General features: G+C 60.7%; 16 protein-coding genes, 7 tRNA genes and 1 pseudogene. 7 read left to right on the top strand and 17 right to left on the bottom strand.

Features of this window, described 5'->3' with window-relative positions; all coding sequences use genetic code 11:
* Positions 1-25: 25 nt before the first annotated feature.
* The 3 genes from PFZ56_RS16005 to leuC all read right to left on the bottom strand — a co-directional run bounded on the left by PFZ56_RS16005 (position 26) and on the right by leuC (position 2,949).
* Positions 26-790 (bottom strand): class I SAM-dependent methyltransferase, encoded by a 765-nt coding sequence (locus PFZ56_RS16005; RefSeq protein ID WP_170002245.1) that lies wholly within the window; start codon positions 788-790, stop codon positions 26-28.
* Between the two features lie 85 nt (positions 791-875).
* Positions 876-1,520 (bottom strand): 3-isopropylmalate dehydratase small subunit, encoded by a 645-nt coding sequence (gene leuD, locus PFZ56_RS16000; protein ID WP_102882508.1) that lies wholly within the window; start codon positions 1,518-1,520, stop codon positions 876-878.
* A 10-nt stretch (positions 1,521-1,530) separates the two neighbouring features.
* Positions 1,531-2,949 (bottom strand): 3-isopropylmalate dehydratase large subunit, encoded by a 1,419-nt coding sequence (leuC, locus tag PFZ56_RS15995; protein WP_102863671.1) that lies wholly within the window; start codon positions 2,947-2,949, stop codon positions 1,531-1,533.
* 153 nt (positions 2,950-3,102) lie between these two features.
* On the opposite strand from leuC, the gene PFZ56_RS15990 reads away from it, so the two are divergent.
* On the top strand, positions 3,103-3,993 hold the full coding sequence (locus PFZ56_RS15990; protein WP_102863672.1) for a LysR family transcriptional regulator: 891 nt from the start codon (positions 3,103-3,105) through the stop codon (positions 3,991-3,993).
* Between the two features lie 84 nt (positions 3,994-4,077).
* Complete coding sequence (locus tag PFZ56_RS15985) at positions 4,078-7,356, top strand: EAL domain-containing protein (RefSeq protein WP_102882510.1); 3,279 nt, start codon at positions 4,078-4,080, stop codon at positions 7,354-7,356.
* A 48-nt stretch (positions 7,357-7,404) separates the two neighbouring features.
* Here the strand turns inward: PFZ56_RS15985 and PFZ56_RS15980 are convergent, their stop codons facing one another.
* From PFZ56_RS15980 to gltX, 12 genes are all read right to left on the bottom strand, one after another.
* Positions 7,405-7,851 carry an Hsp20 family protein gene (locus tag PFZ56_RS15980; protein ID WP_102882511.1) on the bottom strand — a complete coding sequence of 149 codons (447 nt, stop codon included), beginning with the start codon at positions 7,849-7,851 and terminating at the stop codon, positions 7,405-7,407.
* 114 nt (positions 7,852-7,965) lie between these two features.
* Positions 7,966-8,925 carry a tRNA-dihydrouridine synthase gene (locus tag PFZ56_RS15975; protein ID WP_102863678.1) on the bottom strand — a complete coding sequence of 320 codons (960 nt, stop codon included), beginning with the start codon at positions 8,923-8,925 and terminating at the stop codon, positions 7,966-7,968.
* Positions 8,926-9,112: 187 nt separating this feature from the next.
* Positions 9,113-9,547, bottom strand: coding sequence for a thioesterase family protein (locus PFZ56_RS15970; RefSeq protein ID WP_102882512.1), 435 nt, complete (start codon positions 9,545-9,547; stop codon positions 9,113-9,115).
* A 47-nt stretch (positions 9,548-9,594) separates the two neighbouring features.
* Positions 9,595-10,428: an alpha/beta fold hydrolase gene (locus PFZ56_RS15965; RefSeq protein WP_123392594.1), complete on the bottom strand. Its 834-nt coding sequence runs from the start codon at positions 10,426-10,428 to the stop codon at positions 9,595-9,597.
* A gap of 29 nt (positions 10,429-10,457) precedes the next feature.
* The gene (locus tag PFZ56_RS15960; RefSeq protein WP_102882513.1) at positions 10,458-10,997 is read right to left on the bottom strand and encodes a TetR/AcrR family transcriptional regulator; all 540 of its coding nucleotides are present in this window, start codon (positions 10,995-10,997) and stop codon (positions 10,458-10,460) included.
* A 183-nt stretch (positions 10,998-11,180) separates the two neighbouring features.
* Positions 11,181-11,256 (bottom strand) — tRNA-Glu (locus PFZ56_RS15955).
* Between the two features lie 78 nt (positions 11,257-11,334).
* Positions 11,335-11,410, bottom strand: a tRNA-Ala gene (locus tag PFZ56_RS15950).
* Positions 11,411-11,462: 52 nt separating this feature from the next.
* Positions 11,463-11,538 (bottom strand) — tRNA-Glu (locus PFZ56_RS15945).
* Between the two features lie 80 nt (positions 11,539-11,618).
* Positions 11,619-11,694: transfer RNA gene (locus tag PFZ56_RS15940), tRNA-Ala, on the bottom strand.
* Between the two features lie 52 nt (positions 11,695-11,746).
* A tRNA-Glu gene (locus PFZ56_RS15935) sits at positions 11,747-11,822 on the bottom strand.
* Positions 11,823-11,902: 80 nt separating this feature from the next.
* Positions 11,903-11,978, bottom strand: a tRNA-Ala gene (locus PFZ56_RS15930).
* A 279-nt stretch (positions 11,979-12,257) separates the two neighbouring features.
* The gene (gene gltX, locus PFZ56_RS15925) at positions 12,258-13,739 is read right to left on the bottom strand and encodes a glutamate--tRNA ligase (RefSeq protein ID WP_102882514.1); all 1,482 of its coding nucleotides are present in this window, start codon (positions 13,737-13,739) and stop codon (positions 12,258-12,260) included.
* 223 nt (positions 13,740-13,962) lie between these two features.
* On the opposite strand from gltX, the pseudogene PFZ56_RS15920 reads away from it, so the two are divergent.
* Positions 13,963-14,091 (top strand): annotated as a pseudogene (locus tag PFZ56_RS15920) (hypothetical protein); the annotation flags it as partial.
* A 169-nt stretch (positions 14,092-14,260) separates the two neighbouring features.
* Here the strand turns inward: PFZ56_RS15920 and uvrB are convergent.
* Entirely contained in the window at positions 14,261-16,276 is a 2,016-nt protein-coding gene (uvrB, locus tag PFZ56_RS15915; RefSeq protein WP_102863684.1) for an excinuclease ABC subunit UvrB, read from the bottom strand.
* A gap of 336 nt (positions 16,277-16,612) precedes the next feature.
* On the opposite strand from uvrB, the gene PFZ56_RS15910 reads away from it, so the two are divergent.
* The gene (locus PFZ56_RS15910) at positions 16,613-17,809 is read left to right on the top strand and encodes an amino acid aminotransferase (RefSeq protein WP_102863685.1); all 1,197 of its coding nucleotides are present in this window, start codon (positions 16,613-16,615) and stop codon (positions 17,807-17,809) included.
* Between the two features lie 130 nt (positions 17,810-17,939).
* Entirely contained in the window at positions 17,940-18,137 is a 198-nt protein-coding gene (locus tag PFZ56_RS15905; RefSeq protein WP_011060362.1) for a hypothetical protein, read from the top strand.
* Positions 18,138-18,143: 6 nt separating this feature from the next.
* Here PFZ56_RS15905 and PFZ56_RS15900 read toward each other — a convergent pair whose 3' ends face one another.
* A complete protein-coding gene (locus PFZ56_RS15900; RefSeq protein WP_102863689.1) occupies positions 18,144-18,377 on the bottom strand; it encodes a hypothetical protein in 234 nt (77 codons plus the stop codon).
* A 270-nt stretch (positions 18,378-18,647) separates the two neighbouring features.
* Here PFZ56_RS15900 and PFZ56_RS15895 point away from each other — a divergent pair.
* Positions 18,648-18,723: transfer RNA gene (locus PFZ56_RS15895), tRNA-Asn, on the top strand.
* A 597-nt stretch (positions 18,724-19,320) separates the two neighbouring features.
* Positions 19,321-20,478, top strand: coding sequence for an MFS transporter (locus tag PFZ56_RS15890; RefSeq protein ID WP_170002241.1), 1,158 nt, complete (start codon positions 19,321-19,323; stop codon positions 20,476-20,478).
* The last annotated feature ends 10 nt before the right edge of the window (positions 20,479-20,488 follow it).

Genomic DNA, 20,488 nt, shown 5'->3' with positions numbered 1-20,488 from the left:
CCCCGCAGGCGCGCCCGGAAAAGTTCTATCGCTCGGCCCACAGCACCAGTACATCTGTACTGAACGAACCATCGGCCTCAATCTCAAAATATTCGCGCACTTCATTGCCCATTGCCTGCTGCAGCTCGCGAATTGCCGCCCGCAGCACCTGAGGCGTACGCATGCGCTCGACCCAGGAGTTGTACTCCAGGCGCAGGCGCTGACGAGCGGTACTACGGGTATGCAACCCCGCCTCGCTGACCTGGCGCAGCCACTCCCCAGCCGAATAGTCACGAACATGACTGGTGTCACGCAGCACTTCGACGCTTTGCAGGTAAGTGTCCAGCAGTGGACTGCCCGGCGACAAGACATCAATGAACGCCGCCACGCCACCCGGCTTCAGCACCCGACGTACTTCTCTCAAGGCCAGGCCCAAGTCGCTCCAATGGTGAGCCGAGTAGCGACTGAAGACGAAGTCGAACTCGCCGTCGGCGAACGGCAAGCGCTCGGCTGCGCCCTTAACGGTGCGGACGTTATGCAGATTACGCTCCTGCGCGGCTCCCGACACTACATCCAGCATCTGCTGGGAGAGGTCGTAAGCCACCACTTCCTTGACCAGCGGCGCAACGTGGAAGCTGACATGACCGGCGCCACAGCCCAGGTCCAGGACCCGGGCAGCCTCCTGGCCCGCCACTTCGGCTTGTAGCAACGCGAATTCGGCGCCTTGAGCGTGTACGGCACTGCTCAGGTAGGCCGAGGCCTGTTCACCGAATTGCTTCTGTACCACCTGGCTATGGGCGTTGCTGGTCATGCTGTGGTCCTTTTGATCAGGGGAACGGCGTTCACTGGCCAGCCAGCTCCTGCATCACAAATCCGCAGGAGCCGGCTGCCGGCGATCAGGCGTCGCGGAACAACCAGGGCTGGCTGGCCCGATGCTTGGCCTCAAAGGCGGCAATGGCGTCAGCGTCCTGCAAGGTCAGGCCGATGTCGTCCAGACCGTTGAGCAGGCAATGCTTGCGGAAGGCATCAATCTCGAACTTCAACACCTTGCCGTCGGGACGAGTCACGGTCTGCGCCTCAAGGTCGATGTGCAACTGGTAACCCGGCGTGGCTTCGACCTGCTGGAACAGCTCGTCGACTTCAGCATCGCTCAAGATGATCGGCAACAAACCGTTCTTGAAGCTGTTGTTGAAGAAGATGTCGGCATAGCTTGGCGCGATGATGCTGCGAAAACCGTACTCTTCCAGGGCCCAGGGCGCGTGCTCACGGCTCGAGCCGCAGCCGAAGTTCTCCCGCGCCAACAACACGCTGGCCCCTTGGTAACGCTCGGCGTTAAGGACGAAATCCTTGTTCAACGGACGCTTGGAGTTGTCCTGGTAGGGCTGGCCCACGTCGAGGTAGCGCCACTCATCGAACAGGTTCGGACCGAAGCCGGTGCGCTTGATCGACTTCAGGAACTGCTTGGGGATGATCTGGTCGGTGTCGACGTTGGCACGATCCAAAGGCGCGACCAAACCATTGTGCTGGGTGAAAGCTTTCATGCTGCGCTCCTTAGATCAATTCACGGACGTCGACGAAACGACCGCTGACAGCGGCGGCGGCGGCCATGGCCGGACTGACCAGATGGGTACGCCCACCGGCACCCTGGCGCCCTTCGAAGTTGCGGTTCGACGTCGACGCGCAATGCTCACCGGACTCCAGGCGATCCGGGTTCATCGCCAGGCACATCGAGCAGCCCGGCTCACGCCATTCGAAGCCGGCTTCGAGGAAGATCTTGTCCAGGCCTTCCGACTCGGCCTGGGCCTTCACCAGCCCCGAACCCGGAACCACGATCGCCTGCTTGATGGTGGAGGCCACTTTACGGCCCTTGGCGATCACCGCCGCGGCACGCAAGTCTTCGATCCGCGAGTTGGTGCAGGAACCGATGAACACGCGATCCAATTGAATGTCGGTGATTGCCTGGTTGGCGCTCAAACCCATGTACTTCAAGGCTCGGACGATGGAGTCACGCTTGACCAGGTCCATTTCCTTGGCCGGGTCCGGCACGCGTTGATCCACGGCCAAAACCATTTCCGGCGAAGTGCCCCAGCTGACTTGCGGCTTGATTTGCGCGGCGTCGAGCTCGACCACGGTGTCGAACTGGGCATCGGCATCGGACACCAGGTCTTTCCAGGCCTCGACCGCCAAGTCCCATTCGGCGCCCTTGGGTGCAAATGGACGACCCTTGACATAAGCCACGGTCTTTTCGTCCGCCGCCACCAGTCCGACACGGGCACCGGCTTCGATGGACATGTTGCAAATGGTCATGCGGCCTTCAACGGAAAGGTCGCGAATCGCGCTGCCGGCGAACTCGATGGCGTGGCCGTTGCCACCGGCGGTGCCGATCTTGCCGATCACTGCGAGGACGATGTCCTTGGCGGTCACGCCAAAGGGCAAGGTGCCTTCCACGCGCACCAGCATGTTCTTCATCTTCTTGGCCACCAGACACTGGGTGGCGAGCACATGCTCCACCTCGGAAGTGCCGATGCCATGGGCCAGGGCACCAAAGGCGCCATGGGTGGAGGTATGGGAGTCACCGCAGACCACGGTCATGCCCGGCAAGGTGGCGCCCTGTTCCGGACCGATCACGTGGACGATGCCCTGACGCACATCGTTCATCTTGAATTCGACGATGCCGTATTCGTCACAGTTGTCATCGAGGGTCTGCACCTGCAGCCGGGAGACCTGATCGGCAATCGCTTCGATCCCGCCCTTGCGCTCAGGCGTAGTCGGTACGTTGTGGTCTGGGGTGGCGATGTTGGCATCGATGCGCCAAGGCTTGCGTCCGGCCAGACGCAGGCCTTCGAACGCTTGCGGCGAGGTCACTTCATGGATGATGTGACGATCGATATAGATCAGCGCCGAACCATCGTCGCGCTGCTTGACCAAATGCGAATCCCAGAGCTTGTCGTAGAGCGTCTTGCCGGCCATCGGACCATTCCTCATCAGCTTGTTTCTATGCCCCGGGCCCTGACCGTCGGCCGATCAATAACCCCTTGGCTTGTGAGGCTGATGCTATGGCGTTAGATTAAATAACTCAAATTCATATTTTTCATGCTTTGGATAACCAACTGGAATACAACCATGGACCTGGCCAACCTCAATGCTTTTATAGCCATCGCCGAGACCGGCAGCTTTTCCGGCGCCGGTGAACGCCTGCACCTGACCCAGCCCGCTATCAGCAAACGTATCGCCGGCCTGGAGCAGCAGCTCAATGTGCGCCTGTTCGACCGCCTGGGCCGCGAGGTCGGCCTGACCGAGGCCGGACGCGCTCTGCTGCCCCGGGCGTATCAGATCATCAACGTGCTGGACGACACCCGTCGCGCCCTGACCAACCTCACCGGGGAAGTCAGCGGCCGCCTGACCCTGGCCACCAGCCATCACATCGGCCTGCACCGCCTGCCGCCGCTGCTGCGGGCCTTTACCCGGCGCTACCCGCAAGTGGCGCTGGACATCCAATTCCTCGATTCCGAGGTGGCCTACGAGGAAATCCTCCACGGCCGCGCCGAACTGGCGGTGATCACCTTGGCACCCGAGCCCCACAGCCTGATCAAGGCCACCGCGGTCTGGGACGACCCGCTGGACTTTGTCGCCGCCCCGGAACATCCGCTGGTCAGCAACGGCCAGGTCAGCCTGGCGGATATTGCCCTGCATCCGGCAGTTTTTCCCGGCGGCAACACCTTTACCCACCATATTGTCCAACGCTTGTTCGAGGCCCAAGGCCTGACGCCGAACATCGCCATGAGCACTAACTATCTGGAAACTATAAAGATGATGGTTTCCATCGGTCTGGCCTGGAGCGTCCTGCCCCGCACCATGCTCGACGATCAAGTGGCGCGCATTCCTTTACCGGGCATACAACTGCGACGCCAGCTAGGCTATATCCTGCATACCGAACGGACGCTGTCGAATGCTGCGCGGGCCTTCATGGCCTTACTGGATGCACAAGTCGATTGGCCAGGGAACCCGGCATAGCTCTTCCGGGTATTGCCCGTGCCAAGCCGAACTGTCATGAGTATCCCGCGCCAAACGAATGACTCAGCTCAAGGCCTGACACCCATGCCAAAACCCGCTGACCGTATTCCACCCATGCCGCGTATCCATGCTGTCGACCCCAGGGAGTCGGAACAAAGCTGGGAAAGCGCACCGCAGTTGCTCGCCGCTCTCAATGGCGCGCGGCTGGGAGCCTGGTATTGGGATATTGAAAGCGGGCAGATCAGCTGGTCCCGGGGCACCCAGGCACTGTTTGGCTTCGATCCACGCCAACCCCTGCCGGAAAACCTCGAATACCTCGATCTGCTCCCCATTGAAGACCGGGCCAGAACCGTGCGGGCTTTTCATTCGGTGCTGGCGGGAGCGCCCCTGGAACACGCGATGCACCATCGCATTCGCTGGCCCGATGGCAGCCTGCACTGGCTGGAGATCAACGGCAGCGTGCTACCAGACAAGCATGGCAAGCCCCGAATGATCGGGGTGATCCGCGAGATCACCCACCAACGCCAGCGGGAGGAAGCCCTCAGCAGCTCGGAAAAACGTTTCGCCACCCTGTTTCACCTGTGCCCCAACATGGTGCTGCTGACCCGCCTGGAAGATGGCCTGATCAGCGAGGCCAACCAATACTTCGAAAGCCAGTTCGGCTGGCCCGCCGAACATGTGATAGGCCGCACTACCCTGGAGATCGGCCTGTGGGTTAATCCCGAACAGCGCGCCCAACTGATCAAGGCCGTGCAGAAAAAGGGCCAGGCCGCCAGCCTCGAAGTCCAGTTCCGCGCCAGCAACGGCCAGATCCACGACGGCATTCTCAGCGCGCAGAAAATCGAACTGGAAGGCAAGCCCTACCTGCTCAGCACCTTTCTCGATACCAGCGAACGCAAAAGAGCCGAACAAGCCCTCAAAGACAGCCAGGAACGCCTCGACCTGGCCCTGGATTCGGCGCAACTGGGCACCTGGGATTGGCACATTCCCAGCGGCATGCTCTATGGCTCGGCCCGGGCCGCACAATTGCACGGCCTGGAGCCAGCGCCCTTCCATGAATCCTTCGAAGCCTTTTTCGAGGGCGTCCCCACTGAAGAACGCGACAGCATGCGCGATGCCTATCGCAGCCTGCGGGAAGGCCCGGCGGGCAACTACCAGCTGACTTACCGGGTGCAACTGGCGGACGGCAGCTCGCGCTACCTGGAAAGCCGCGCTCGCCTCTATCGCGACGAGCAGGGCAATCCACTGCGCATGGCCGGAACGCTGCTGGACATCACCGAACAGGTGGAACGCGAACAGCGCCTGATCACTTCGGAAGAGAAGTTCGCCAGCCTGTTCCAGGTCAGCCCGGACCCCATCTGCCTGACCCTGCTGGAAACCGGTCAGTTCATCGAGATCAATTCAAGCTTCACCCAGACCTTCGGCTGGACCCCGGAAGATGTGATCAACCGCAGCGCCGAACAGATCGGCTTCTGGGCAGATCCCGCCCCGCGTCTGCGGCGGATCGAACAGGTGATTCGCGAACAGGCGCTGAACAACGTGGCAGTAGTGGTCAACCACAAGAACGGCCAGGCACTGACCTGCATCATTTCCAGCCGCCTGATCACCGTCGACAAGCAGCCGTGCATCGTCACCACGCTGCGGGATATCACCCAGCAACAGCGTTCCGAGGCCGCACTCAAGGCCAGCGAAGAGAAATTCGCCAAGGCCTTCCACTCCAGTCCTGACGCCATCACCATCACCGAGCGCGACACCGGCCGCTACCTGGAGGTCAACGACGGCTTCTGCCGCCTGACCGGCTACCGCACCGATGAAGTGCTCGGCCGCACCATGTACCAGGTCGGCATCTGGGCCGAAGAAGCCCAGCTCGCCACACTGCTGGCGGAGCTCAGGCTCAAGGGCCGGGTGCATCACCTGGAAATGCTCGGGCGTAACAAGCGCGGGGAAATCCTCACCCTAGAGGTCTCGGTGGAGCCGATCATCCTCAATGAAACACCGTGCCTGCTACTGACGGCCCGGGATGTCAGCCTGCTGAAGAATGCCCAGGCGCAGATCCGCCACCTGGCCTACCACGATCCCTTGACCAACCTGCCCAACCGCGCCCTGCTGATGGACCGCCTGAGCCAGCAGATCGCTCTGCTCAAGCGCCACAACCTACGGGGCGCCCTGCTGTTCCTCGACCTGGACCACTTCAAGCACATCAATGACTCCCTGGGGCACCCGGTGGGCGATACCGTACTGAAGATCATCACCGCCAGACTGGAAGCCAGCGTGCGCATGGAGGACACCGTCGCGCGCCTGGGCGGCGATGAATTCGTGGTGCTGCTCAGCGGCCTGGAAGGCTCGCGCAATGAGGTCAGTGAACAAGTGCGGCAACTGGCCGGGACCCTGCGCGAGCTGCTCTCGGAACCGATGTTCCTCGACGGCCAGCGCCTGCAGGTCACCCCCAGCATCGGCGTGGCGCTGATTCCCGATCACGGCTCGACCCCCACCGACCTGCTCAAGCGCGCCGACATTGCCCTTTACCGCGCCAAGGACTCCGGGCGCAACACCACGCAGATGTACCACAACACCATGCAGAAGGCCGCCAGCGAACGCCTGCGCATGGAAACCGACCTGCGTCTGGCCCTGTCCCGCGGCGAATTCAGCGTGCACTACCAGCCACAGGTGGATGCCCGCGACAACCGCATCGTCGGCGCCGAGGCCCTGGTGCGTTGGCAGCACCCGGAGCTGGGGGCGCAATCACCGACGGAGTTCATCAAGGTGCTGGAGGACAGCGGACTGATCCTTGAAGTGGGCACCTGGATTCTCGATGAAGCCTGCCTGGCCTTCAGCCAACTGATCGAGCAAGGCCTGGTGGACCCGCACCACTTCAGCCTATGCGTCAACATCAGCCCTCGGCAATTTCGCCAGAACGACTTCGTCGAACGAATCGAACACAGCCTGACTGCCTATGCCCTGCCCTCATCATTGCTGAAGCTGGAGATCACCGAAGGCATCGTGATCCAGAACCTGGATGACACCATCAACAAGATGCGTCGACTGAAAAAACTCGGGGTCAGTTTTGCCATGGACGACTTCGGCACCGGCTACTCCTCCCTGACGTACCTAAAACGCCTGCCGGTGGACACCCTGAAGATAGACCAGTCATTTGTCCGCGATGCCACCCACGACCCCAACGATGCGGAAATCATCCGGGCCATCGTCGCCATGGCCCGCAGCCTGAACCTGAAGGTCATCGCCGAAGGCGTGGAAACCCCACAGCAACTGGAATTCCTCCAGGGGCTGGAATGCCATCTGTACCAGGGCTACCTGCACAGCCAGCCGCTGCCCCTGAGCGAATTCAAGAAGCTGCTGAAATGACAGGCACGAAAAAGGGCGCCACCAGGGCGCCCTTTTTTTACAGCGGTCTTAGTGTTGCAGAGCCGGCTGCTGCGCACCGTTGATCGGGATGCGCTTTGGCTTCGCCTCTTCCGGTACAACCCGCAGCAGGTCAATGTTCAGCAGACCGTTGCTCAGGGCCGCGGCCTTGACCTCGATATGGTCGGCCAGGCGGAAGGACAGCTTGAATGCACGCTGGGCAATGCCCTGGTGCAGGTAGGTGACACTTTCATTAGCGTCGCGCTTGCCACCGCTCACGGTCAACACACCTTTCTCCACTTGCAGTTCCAGATCTTCATCCTGGAAGCCGGCAGCGGCGATGACGATGCGGTATTGGTCGTCGGCGTGTTTTTCAACGTTGTAGGGTGGATAGCTGCTGCTCGGTTCGTTGCGCAATGCCGATTCAAACAGGTCGTTGAAACGGTCGAAGCCAACAGAGGAACGGAACAGTGGAGCCAGGGAAAATGCAGTACTCATGGGTCTATCTCCTGATTTTTCAGCGAGTGGTTATCTCCGCGACCCGAATTCGGCGTCGCGTACCCAAGAGATAGGGACCGCTCCTGACATTTCAAGAGGCTTTTTTTGAATTTTTTACGCCGCTTCGCTGCGGGGCATGCCCAGCAGCCGCCCCACCTGATCCAGATCGGTTTCCCGACGCAAAGCGGTAAACAGCTCAACCGCCTCCGGATAGTTGCGGGTCAGCATGGCCAGCCATTGCTTCAAACGCCCCGGGGCTGAACGGGGGGTCAGTTGCACCACCACCTGGGCCCAGAAGTCCTGAAGCATGGGCTGCAGATCGGCCCAGGACATTTCCACCACCTCCTCCCCAGCGCGAGCGGCGGCGATCTGCCGGGCCAGGTCCGGACGCGAGACCAGCCCACGACCGAGCATGATGTCCTCCACGCCACTGATCTCCCGACAGCGCCGCCAATCCTCGACGCTCCAGATATCGCCATTGGCGAACACCGGCACCTTGACCACATCCTGCACCCGAGGAATCCACTCCCAATGAGCGGGCGGCTTGTAGCCATCGACCTTGGTCCGTGCGTGAACCACGATATGTTCCGCGCCGCCCTCGGCCAGCGCCGTAGCGCACACCAGCGAACCGTCCGGACTATCGAAGCCCAGGCGCATTTTTGCCGTGACCGGGATATGCGCAGGCACCGCTCGCCGCACATGCTCGACAATCTGATTCAGCAGTTCGGGCTCCTTAAGCAGCACCGCCCCACCCCGGGATTTGTTGACGGTCTTGGCTGGACAGCCAAAATTCAGGTCGATCACCTCGCTGCCAAGCTCGCAGGCCAGCGCGGCATTTTCAGCCAGGCACACCGGATCGGACCCCAGCAACTGCACGCGCAATGGCACGCCGGCAGCGGTATGCGCGCCTTGCAGCAACTCGGGAGCGAGCTTGTGGAAATAGGCAGGCGTCAGTAGACGGTCATTGACGCGAATGAACTCGGTGACACACCAGTCGATCCCGCCAACACGAGTCAACACATCCCGCAGGATGTTGTCGACCAACCCCTCCATGGGCGCCAGGGCAATTTGCATGAAACACACTCAACGAAAAATCAGGCGAAAAAACGTCCGCCAGTTTACTGGGTTTCACCCGATAACAGGAATTTTGTAGGAACGGCCGAGCGGCGTTGCGCTTAGCGACAAATGGGCTCTCGGGCCTGACAGCGCCCTTGAACACGCCTTCGCGGGCAAGACGGTATCCACACAGGAGCCAAGGTGATCACGAGCCCAGCAGGGCTGGGCCGTAGCCCTCAAGGAATTCGGCGGGCATACGCTTGGGCTTGCCGCTGGACAGCTCGATGCAGACAAAAGTGGTCTGGGCCCGCAACAAGGTACTGCCATCGCTCGGACGGACCAGCTGGAAACGTCGAGTCATCTTCAGGCGCTGATCCCAATCGACGATCCAGGTGGCCAGTTGCAGCTCATCGCCTTCATAAGCCGCGCTCAGATAGTCGATCTCGTGCCGCACCACGGCCATCGCCCGATCCAGGCGACGATACTCGGCCAGATCCAGCCCCAGACGTTGCGAGTGACGCCAGGCGCAACGCTCCAGCCAGGTCACGTAGACCGCATTGTTGGCGTGCCCCAAGCCATCGATATCCTCGGCCACCACCTGCAGATCGATAACGAATGGCGTTGCCAGATCCCAACTCATGCCCAACTCCCGGTCAGATTTTTTGACCGGGCCAGTGTAGCGGATGCTCAGGCAGATTGGCGCGCCTGCAGATGGCGTCCGGTGACCAGAGTGATCACAGCGTCGATCACTCGGGGATCGGCCAACACTCGCTGATGACCACCTTCACTCAAGCGCAGCAAGCGACTGTCGAACCAGGCCTGGTGGATCAACTCCGACTCCTTGACCGGTACAAATCGATCATCTTCGGCATGAATGATCAGGCCAGGCATCTCCAACTGATACTGAGCCACGTCCAGAGTCGCGGCACGCATCCCTACATCCTTCTCCACTTGACGGATAAAGGCCGAGCGCGCCCTGGGCGGCAAGCGCATGTAGCGGGCAAAACCTCGCAACACGCCAAGAATCCGAGCCGGCGCGGCGATACTGACCAGGGTTTCGGTGCGCAGTCCCAACTGCACAGCGAGCATGGCGCTGGCACCGCCCATGGAGTGACCAATCACTGCGCGCAAGGGGGGCAATTCCGCTGCTGCCTCCAACATCGCCCGGGCAAAGAGCACCACATTGGCCTCCTCCCCTGGAGAGCGGCCGTGGGCGGGACCGTCCAGCGCCACTGCGGTATAGCCAGCCGCCACCAGCGCCTCGATCAGGCTGGCAAATTGAGTGGGTCGCCCTTCCCAGCCATGCATCAGCAACACTGTCGGCCCCTGCCCCCAACGCAAGGCAGAGAGGCCAAAGCGCAAGGTCAGACGCTCAGCATGCTCCAGCAGGGGCAGCTCCCACTCTCGGGGCGGCAGCTCACGGGGAGTCATGAACAACTGGCGCATCCGATTCGCCGCCCACTGAGGAGCCACCCAGCCCAGAGTGCCATTGACACCACGAATCCAGCTCAATCCGCTCATCGCCCAACACCTCGCAACCGAACTTCAGGTCATAGAACCGCCGACTTGGCGGCACGCAGTAGACGATCGGACAATTCACCCGGCCCCAGAGCTCGCGCCAGGGACAGCCCACCAACCATCAACGCCATATCCGCCAACGCCTTGTCCGTGTCCTCGGGGCTTGCGGCCAACTGCGCGACCATCAGCTCCATATGCTCGTTCAAAGCCTTGCGAAAACTCTCTGGAAGCCGCCCCAGCTCACCCACCGATGCCGGAATCGGACAGGCCTGCTCAGTGGAGTCGCGGTGCTTGCGCGACAGATAGAACGCTGCCGTCAGCGCCCTTCGCTCCTCACCACTCAAGCCTGCGTCCATCTCGTCGAGCAAGCCACGTCGGTGGGCGAGCAGTTGGGTGAACGCCTCAAGCATCAGCGCATCCTTGCTCTCGAAGTGCGCATAGAAGCCACCCACCGTCAGCCCGGCAGCCCCCATCACCTCACCCACACTCGGTTCGGCCGGGCCTCGCTGGATCAGCGCCGAACTGGCAGCCTGGAGAATACGTTCGCGGGTTTGAGCTTTTTTATCGTTCATCGTTGCCTCCGAATATTACGGACAAAATATTATTCTCATAATAATTTTCCGCAAGTCGTCAGTGTGACCGCCGGTCAGAAGTGCAGGCTGAGGAAGAGGGTAAAAGTTGGTCGGACGCCAGAAAAACAAAAGGGCCATTCAATAATTGAATGACCCTTAAAAATCCCGCATAGCGGGTAAACGTGGCGTCCCCTAGGGGACTCGAACCCCTGTTACCGCCGTGAAAGGGCGGTGTCCTAGGCCACTAGACGAAGGGGACACATACCCTTCTAACAGTTGATCAGTGCTGAGTTCTGATCGATTCAAGACCCGTGTGGCCAGGCCTTGAACTGTAAATTGGTGGAGCTAGACGGGATCGAACCGTCGACCTCTTGCATGCCATGCAAGCGCTCTCCCAGCTGAGCTATAGCCCCGGATTTTCGCCTCGCGGCGCAGCGATATCTTGCAACATCACTTGTGTAAAACTGGCGTCCCCTAGGGGACTCGAACCCCTGTTACCGCCGTGAAAGGGCGGTGTCCTAGGCCACTAGACGAAGGGGACGCAAACCCTTCTATACAACTGATCAGTGCTGAGTACTGATCGATTCAAGGCCGGTGTGGCCAGACCTTGAACTGCAAATTTGGTGGAGCTAGACGGGATCGAACCGTCGACCTCTTGCATGCCATGCAAGCGCTCTCCCAGCTGAGCTATAGCCCCGGATTTTCGCCTCGCGGCGCAGCGATATCTTGCAACATCACTTGTGTAAAACTGGCGTCCCCTAGGGGACTCGAACCCCTGTTACCGCCGTGAAAGGGCGGTGTCCTAGGCCACTAGACGAAGGGGACGCAAACCCTTCTATACAACTGATCAGTGCTGAGTACTGATCGATTCAAGGCCGGTGTGGCCAGACCTTGAACTGCAAATTTGGTGGAGCTAGACGGGATCGAACCGTCGACCTCTTGCATGCCATGCAAGCGCTCTCCCAGCTGAGCTATAGCCCCTCGTCGGTGAGGACGGGGCGAATCTTAAGGGGCGATCGGAAGGCTGTCAATTTTTTTTCCGTATTTTGAAAAAAAATTTGCCGGGATAACAACCACTTACCGCCCTGCCCCAAAAACCCTGGCTTTTTCAGCCTTAGCGGCCCGTGCCAACTCCCATAAACGGGGGGCCGCGAGCCGCCTGGAACCCACTTGGCCAGCGACCAATCGACCTGGCGCCTGAGAATCAAGCGTAGTCGAAAAGCCCGCAGCGCCTTGTAGCTCCCCTGCTGCGAAGCGCCGTCAGCCGATGGCGCCCAGCAGTTTTTCCCACTCCTTGTTCTCTTTCTTCGACACGCCACCGAGCAGGTCGATGGCCTGGCGCAGACGGAAACGAGTAAGGTCAGGCCCCAGGATCTCCATGGCATCGAGCACCGACACCGAGCTGGCCTGGCCAGTGATCGCAGCGAACATCAGCGGCATGGCGTCACGCAGTTTCAGCTCCAGGGATTCAACCACTGCCTGAATGGTCGCGGTGATGCTGTCTTTCTCCCACTGGCGCAGGCTCTCGAGCTTCCACAGGATCAACTGCATCACTTGCCGCACCTGATCGCCAGAAAGCTTCTTGGATTCGAACAACTTGGCGTCCGGGGTCACGCCACCGGCGAAGAAGAAGCCGGCCAACGGTGCGATCTGGCTGAAGGTCTCCACCCGGCCTTGCACATGGGGCGCGATCTTCATCAGGTATTCAGGATTCAGCGCCCATGTCTGCACGCGACTGGCGAACTCTTCCACCGGCAGGTCACGCAACCACTGACCGTTGAGCCAGGACAGTTTCTCGATATCGAAGATCGGCCCACCCAGGGATACCCGCGACAGGTCAAAGTTATCGACCATTTCCTGCAACGAGAACTTCTCGCGTTCGTCCGGCATCGACCAGCCCATGCGCCCCAGATAATTGAGCATGGCTTCCGGCATGAAGCCCATGCGCTCATAAAAGGTCACAGAGGTCGGATTCTTGCGCTTGGACAGCTTGCTCTTGTCCGGATTGCGCAGCAGCGGCATGTAGCAAAGCTGAGGCTGCTCCCAACCGAAGTACTCGTAGAGCAGAATCAGCTTCGGTGCCGAAGGCAGCCACTCTTCACCGCGCAGCACATGGGTGATGCCCATCAGGTGGTCATCGACCACGTTGGCCAGGAAGTAGGTCGGCAGGCCATCGGTCTTCATCAGCACCTGCATGTCCATGCGATCCCACGGAATTTCGACATCGCCACGCAGCAGATCAGGCACCACACAGACGCCTTCGGTCGGCACCTTCATACGAATCACATGGGGCTCACCGGCCGCCAGACGCCGGGCCACTTCTTCCTTGGACAGCAGCAAGGCGCGGCCGTCATAACGCGGCGTCTCGCCACGAGCCATCTGCTCGGCGCGCATCTGGTCCAGCTCTTCGGCCGTGCAGAAGCATGGGAACGCGTGACCCAGGTCCACCAATTGCTGAGCATATTTCTGATAGATATCGCCGCGCTCGCTCTGGCGATAAGGACCATGGGGACCGCCCACATCCGGCCCTTCGCTCCAGTTGATGCCCAACCAGCGCAAGGCATCGAAAATCTGCTGCTCGGACTCGCGGGTCGAACGCAACTGATCGGTGTCTTCGATACGCAGGATGAACTCACCGCCATGCTGCTTGGCAAAGCAATAGTTGAACAAAGCGATGTAAGCGGTACCTACGTGGGGGTCCCCGGTAGGCGATGGCGCGATGCGCGTGCGGACGGTGGTCATGGCATATCTCGAAAAGATAGAAAAACGAGGAATAAAACAGGGGGCGAATGGTAACAGGCGACCCCGGCCCGGCTCCAGTAAGGAGGGCATTTAAGCCAAGGTTGCGACTACAGGCCGCCGCAGAGCCCATAAATGGTCAAGTATCAGCGCCTGGCATTTACCACCCACGGGCTATATGCCAGGTTCACCCGCTAATAAATTTTCTTACACTTTTTGATTGCGGCTGTGCGCCCTGGGATTTGACCTGTTCGGGCTCGCGAGCCTCTCTTCCGGAGTGCTCAACCCGGACCTCGCCGGACCGCAGCGCAACCAGATCCAAATCATCCGCGCCCTGGGGCAGCCGCTGATCATGACCCACAACGACGCCTTCCAGGTTGTCGGCATCACCCAAGGAGGAGAAGCCCACTGACCCACGAAATGCCTGCAGCAGTTGGCTTGCCAGCGAAGCCCCCCCCCTCGAGCACCGCACAGGACTTGAGCCCCTCTTCGCCGGCCAGCCGGCTCCGAGGGATCGAACGCCGTTAGACGGTCAGCAAGCGCTCGCGCAGCTTGGTGATTTCGTCGCGCATCTGCGCCGCCGCCTCGAACTCCAGGTCCCGGGCCAGTTGGTACATTTTTTCTTCGAGCTGGCGAATGCGCTTGGTGATTTCGCTGGGCGAACGCAGTTCGTTTTCGTAGCGGGCACTTTCTTCGGCGGCCTTGGCCATGCCCTTGCGCTTCTTGCTGCGCGAGCCCGGCACGGTGGCGCCTTCCATGATGTCGGCGACATCCTTGAACACCCCTTTGGGGGTGATGCCGTTGGCCAGGTTGAAGGCAATCTGCTTGTCACGCCGCCGTTCGGTCTCGCCAATCGCCCGCTCCATGGAGCCGGTGATGCGGTCGGCATAGAGAATCGCCCGGCCATTGAGGTTACGCGCGGCACGACCGATGGTCTGGATCAGCGAACGCTCGGAACGCAGGAAGCCTTCCTTGTCGGCATCGAGAATCGCCACCAGCGACACTTCCGGCATGTCCAGGCCTTCACGCAGCAGGTTGATCCCCACCAGCACATCAAAGGTGCCCAGGCGCAGGTCGCGAATGATTTCCACACGCTCCACGGTGTCGATGTCCGAGTGCAGATAACGCACGCGCACGCCGTGGTCGGCCAGGTAGTCGGTCAAGTCCTCGGCCATGCGCTTGGTCAGGGTGGTGACCAGCACTCGCTCTTCCACCGCCACGCGCTTGGTGATTTCCGACAACAGGTCATCCACCTGGGTCAGGGCCGGGCGTACTTCCACCTGGGGATCAACCAGGCCGGTGGGACGCACCACCTGCTCCACAATGCGACCGGCGTGCTCAGCCTCATAGTTGCCCGGGGTAGCAGAGACGAAGATGGTCTGCGGGCTGACGCCTTCCCACTCGTCAAAACGCATCGGCCGGTTGTCCAGCGCCGATGGCAGGCGAAAACCATATTCCACCAGAGTCTCCTTGCGCGAACGGTCGCCCTTATACATGGCGCCCACCTGAGGCACGCTGACGTGGGATTCGTCGATCACCAACAGCGCATCCGCCGGCAGGTAGTCGTACAAGGTGGGTGGCGCGGCGCCGGCGGGACGGCCGGAGAGGTAGCGCGAGTAGTTCTCGATGCCGTTGCAATAGCCCAGCTCGAGGATCATCTCCAGATCGAAACGGGTGCGTTGTTCCAGACGTTGGGCTTCCACCAGTTTGTTGTTGGAGCGCAGGTATTCCAGGCGCTCCTGCAGTTCCACCTTGATCCCCTCGATAGCGTCCAGCAGGGTTTCCCGTGGGGTCACGTAGTGGCTCTTGGGGTAGAAGGTGAAACGCGGCAGCTTGCGGATCACTTCGCCGGTCAACGGGTCGAAAGCGCTGATGCTTTCCACTTCGTCGTCGAACAGCTCGATGCGGATCGCTTCCAGGTCGGATTCCGCCGGATAAATGTCGATCACGTCGCCACGCACACGGAAGGTGGCGCGAGCGAAGTCCATATCGTTGCGGGTGTATTGCAGGTCCGCCAGGCGCCGCAGCAAGGCACGCTGGTCGAGCTTGTCGCCGCGATCCACGTGCAGAACCATTTTCAGGTAGGTTTCCGGGCTGCCCAGACCATAGATGCAGGACACCGTGGTCACGATGATCGCGTCCTTGCGCTCCAGCAGCGCCTTGGTCGCCGACAGGCGCATCTGCTCGATATGGTCGTTGATCGAGGCATCCTTCTCGATAAAGGTATCCGAGGAAGGCACATAGGCTTCGGGCTGGTAGTAGTCGTAATAGGAAACGAAGTACTCCACCGCGTTGTTCGGGAAGAAGGCCTTGAATTCGCCATACAACTGGGCCGCCAGGGTCTTGTTCGGCGCCAGCACCAGGGTTGGGCGCTGCACCTGGGCGATCACGTTGGCAATGCTGAAAGTCTTGCCCGAACCAGTCACACCGAGCAGGGTCTGGTGCGCCAGCCCAGCCTCGATGCCTTCGACCAGCAGGCGGATGGCTTCCGGCTGGTCGCCGGCGGGCTGGAAGCGGGTGACTAGCTGGAATTCGGACATAACCTACCTCTGGGATCATTCGTGCGCGGCCATACCGTACAGGAACGAGAAAGACCGCGTACGACCCATGTCGCCGGGGAAAAAACGGGAATGTGCTAGATGTGGAGCCAAATACTACGGCTTTCAAGGGAAAGGCCTGACACCCGCTAACACCCAGGATGTTGCAATAAGACTAACGGTCGAAAAATAAAGCGAAAAACTTGCTGCAAAAGGTCAATCGACTGTCGCCCACCGCGATGATGGCCTCTATACTAGCTCCCCGTTTGTGCACCGCTCTAGTGCATTCGGCTGGAGCGCGACACGTCCCTCCACACTCCATTCAGAGCCGCCGTAAAAATGAGCCTGTTCTCCGCTGTCGAAATGGCACCACGCGATCCAATCCTGGGCCTCAACGAAGCATTCAACGCCGACACCCGAACCAACAAGGTCAACCTTGGGGTGGGCGTGTACTGCAACGAGGAGGGACGCATTCCACTCCTGCGCGCCGTTGTCGAAGCCGAGACAATTCGCGCCGCTCAACACGCTTCCCGTGGTTACCTGCCGATCGACGGCATTGCCGCCTATGACCAAGCGGTACAGAAACTGCTGTTCGGCAACGACTCGCCCCTGCTGGCCGCTGGCCGCGTGGTCACCACCCAGGCCGTTGGCGGTACTGGTGCACTGAAGATCGGCGCCGACTTCCTCAAGCAACTGCTGCCCAACGCTGTGGTCGCCATCAGTGATCCAAGCTGGGAAAACCACCGCGCACTGTTCGAAACCGCTGGTTTTCCGGTGCGGAACTACCGCTACTACGACGCCGCCACCCACGACGTAAACCGTGCCGGCCTGCTGGAAGACCTCAACGCCCTGCCGGCCCAATCGATCGTGGTGCTGCATGCCTGCTGCCACAACCCGACCGGTGTCGACCTGACTCCGCAGGACTGGAAAAACGTCCTGGAAGTGGTCAAGGCGAAAAACCTCGTGCCATTCCTCGACATGGCCTACCAGGGCTTTGGCGACGGCATCGACGAAGACGCCGCCGCAGTGCGCCTGTTCGCCGAGTCGGGCCTGACCTTCTTCGTGTCCAGCTCGTTCTCCAAGTCGTTCTCGCTGTACGGCGAGCGCGTTGGCGCTCTGTCCATCGTCAGCAGCTCGAAGGAAGAAAGCGCTCGCGTGCTGTCCCAGGTCAAGCGCGTGATCCGCACCAACTACTCCAACCCGCCAACCCATGGCGCAACCATCGTTGCCGCGGTGCTGAACAACCCGGAACTGCGCGCCCAGTGGGAGCAGGAACTGGCGGAAATGCGCCTGCGCATTCGCGGCATGCGCACCCAGATGGTCGACTTGCTGGCCAAAGGCGCCCCTGAGCACGACTTCAGTTTTGTCGGCCGCCAGTGCGGCATGTTCTCCTACTCCGGCCTGACCGTTGAGCAAGTGACCCGCCTGCGCAACGAATTCGGCATCTACGCCCTGGACACCGGCCGCATCTGCGTGGCCGCACTGAACCAGAACAACATCGACGTGGTGACCAAGGCCATCCTCCAGGTGATCTGATTCACGGCCGTCGCGCAAAAAGGGGAAGCCAGGGTGCTTCCCCTTTTTTGTGCGCGCTCAGCTAATACCCAGTCCAGCCCCCGCATCCTCTAGACTGAGGCCACGCCTCCCTTGCCGATCGAGAGTCCAGATGAAAAACGATGACCTGCGGGCCGACCGCGACGAACTGGAGCACTACTTGCCCCGCTCGCAGAAACGCGAAAAGAGCCTGGTACTGCAAATCGCCCTCGGCGTGTTCCTCGGTGGTCTGGCCCTGTGGCTGGTGCAACTGGCAGCCACATCGCTGATGGCCAAGCTGATGCTGGGCACCCTGACCTTCGGCGGCTGAACCGACTCAACCCGCCAGTTCACGCATTCGCTGACTGGCGGCATCATCAAAGGCCACGTACAACGCCTCAGCGACCTGGCTCTTGATGGCCTTGGCACTCTCCAGCCCCAAGACAAAACCTTCGGCCTTGCCCGCCGCGCGGTTCAGATCCGCCGCTGCCGCTGCCTGGGTAATGGCATCCCACAACTTGTCGGCCTGAGGCCCGACTCCCTTGGGCAGGTTGATCTGCTCGATGCTCATGACAGCACCTCGCATCGCGATGCAAAAAAATGAGTGGGAACCTGGGATAAATCGAAGCGCATCATAAAAACGTACCTTTGCGGCTTGAGGCCGGCAGCGCGTGAAACCACTTCCGGGGAGCCATGGTAGCCCCTATCGGATCACGTACAGGCCCGCTAGCCGATAAAACCCTTGAAGTAATGTCAGCAGATCATTCCGAACCTCGCCGCACTGAAAAAAACATTCACAGCTTGTTGACTTCCCTTTCTGAATCAGTAAGATACGGCGCATTCCGCGATAGCTCAGTTGGTAGAGCAAGTGACTGTTAATCACTGGGTCCCTGGTTCGAGTCCAGGTCGTGGAGCCATATTCCTACACTGATTTGCCTCAAACACAGCAAGAGCGCCCTGCTCTTTTGGCAAATCAGCAGAAAAACCACTATCAGTTTCATGATCCGCATGTCAGCCAGACATGCGGATAAAGTGCTTTGCGAGCCGAATGGCTCAGGCAAAGGTCTGGTTGCCTTGCCGCAATGGCCTGACGTAGGCTGTGCGCTTATTTTTCCGGCCAGTCAGACAACGATGTTCCTGCCAGCACAGTCCCCGTGCCTCTCCCCCTCGATGAGCCCTTCGGCAACCCTGGCCGTTGCCCAGCATGATTGCGCGATCAACCGTCGCCGCCGCAGCGTCCTGTTCGCCTTCACCTTCTCCCCGCACCAAGGCAGTCGCTAACCGCGATTGAGCCTGGCACCGCCCCGCCACCTTTGGCGCCGATGCAGAGGCTGGCTCGCCAGCGAAGACGTCTCGAAGTGCAACGCACCATTCAATGACCACTTCGCCAGCAGCCGGCCCCTATGCCAAGGGCACAGGCCCGGCTCTCGCCCGTATCTCGGCGGATGCTGTCACGCGGCGTCCGCAACATCTCCATTTTTCAGCGTCTGACGCTTCAGGCGCGAGTCTTGATCATGAACAAAGCCTTGTTAGCTGCCTTGATCCTGGGCATTTCCATTGTCGGCCTGAGCATCGGCTCCACAGTGCCGATCCTTGCCCTGCGCCTGTACCAGGCCGGCGCGTCGAACAACCAGATTGGCATCATGTCAGCCCTGCCTGCGGCGGGCATGATGCTTTCGGCATTCCTGGTCAATGCCTTGTGCCAGCGCCTGACCCGGCGCCAGATCTATCTGCTGTGTTTCAGCCTCTGCGCCCTGAGCGTGGCAGCCCTGGAACTGCCGGACGCCAGCCTCTTCAGCCTGGGATTGGCCCGGGTCGCCATGGGGCTTGGGGCCGGGCTGATCATCATTCTCGGGGAAACCTGGGTCAATGAAATGGCCGAAGACGCCACCCGCGGACGCTTGGTGGCGGTCTACACCACCTGCTTCACCTTTTTCCAACTGCTGGGCCCTGGCCTGGTATCACTGCTGGGCACCGAGGGGCCGCTCGTACTCACCATTGTCAGCCTCGGTTATGCCGTGGCGATCGCCGTGGTCTGGCTGACTCTGCCCCAGGAAGACTCCCCAAGTCCTCACGAGGAAAGCCGGACCTTCTCGGTGCTGGGCTTTATCCGCATCGCCCCGGCGTTGTGTGTGGGCATATTGTTCTTCGCCTTCTTCGACAGCGTCGTGCTGTCGCTGTTTCCGGTGTACGCGGCCACTCATGGCTACAGCATCAAACTGGCTGCACTGATGGTGACCATCATTCTCCTGGGAGATACGGCGTTCCAGTTCCCCCTGGGCTGGCTCTCGGACAAGCTGGGGCGCCCGGGGATCTACCTCGGCTGCGGCATCATCGCTCTGCTGATCGGTCTGTGCCTGCCACTGTTGATGCAATCCCCCGGTCTGCTCTGGCCGAGCCTGGTCATCCTCGGCGCGGCGGCGGGCGGCATCTACACCCTGGCGATCGTGCTGATCGGGCAATCCTTCAGCGGAGCGGATCTGGTGACCGCCAATGCCAGCGCCGGTCTGCTCTGGGGCATCGGCAGCCTGCTGGGGCCACTGCTTAGTGGCGCCGCCATGAGCGGCGGCAGCTATGGCTTACCCCTGACCCTGTCGGCGGCCGCCGCCGTGGTGGTGGTAATGGCTCTGTCCCTGGTGCGCCAGGGGCAGTTCAGCAAGGTCACGGAGTAACTCACGCTTC

Source organism: Pseudomonas danubii (genome assembly GCF_042980055.1).
GTDB classification, from domain to species: Bacteria; Pseudomonadota; Gammaproteobacteria; order Pseudomonadales; family Pseudomonadaceae; genus Aquipseudomonas; species Aquipseudomonas danubii.
The sequence above is the reverse complement of the archived record's forward strand: the minus strand, read 5'-3'. Positions and strand labels throughout refer to the sequence as shown.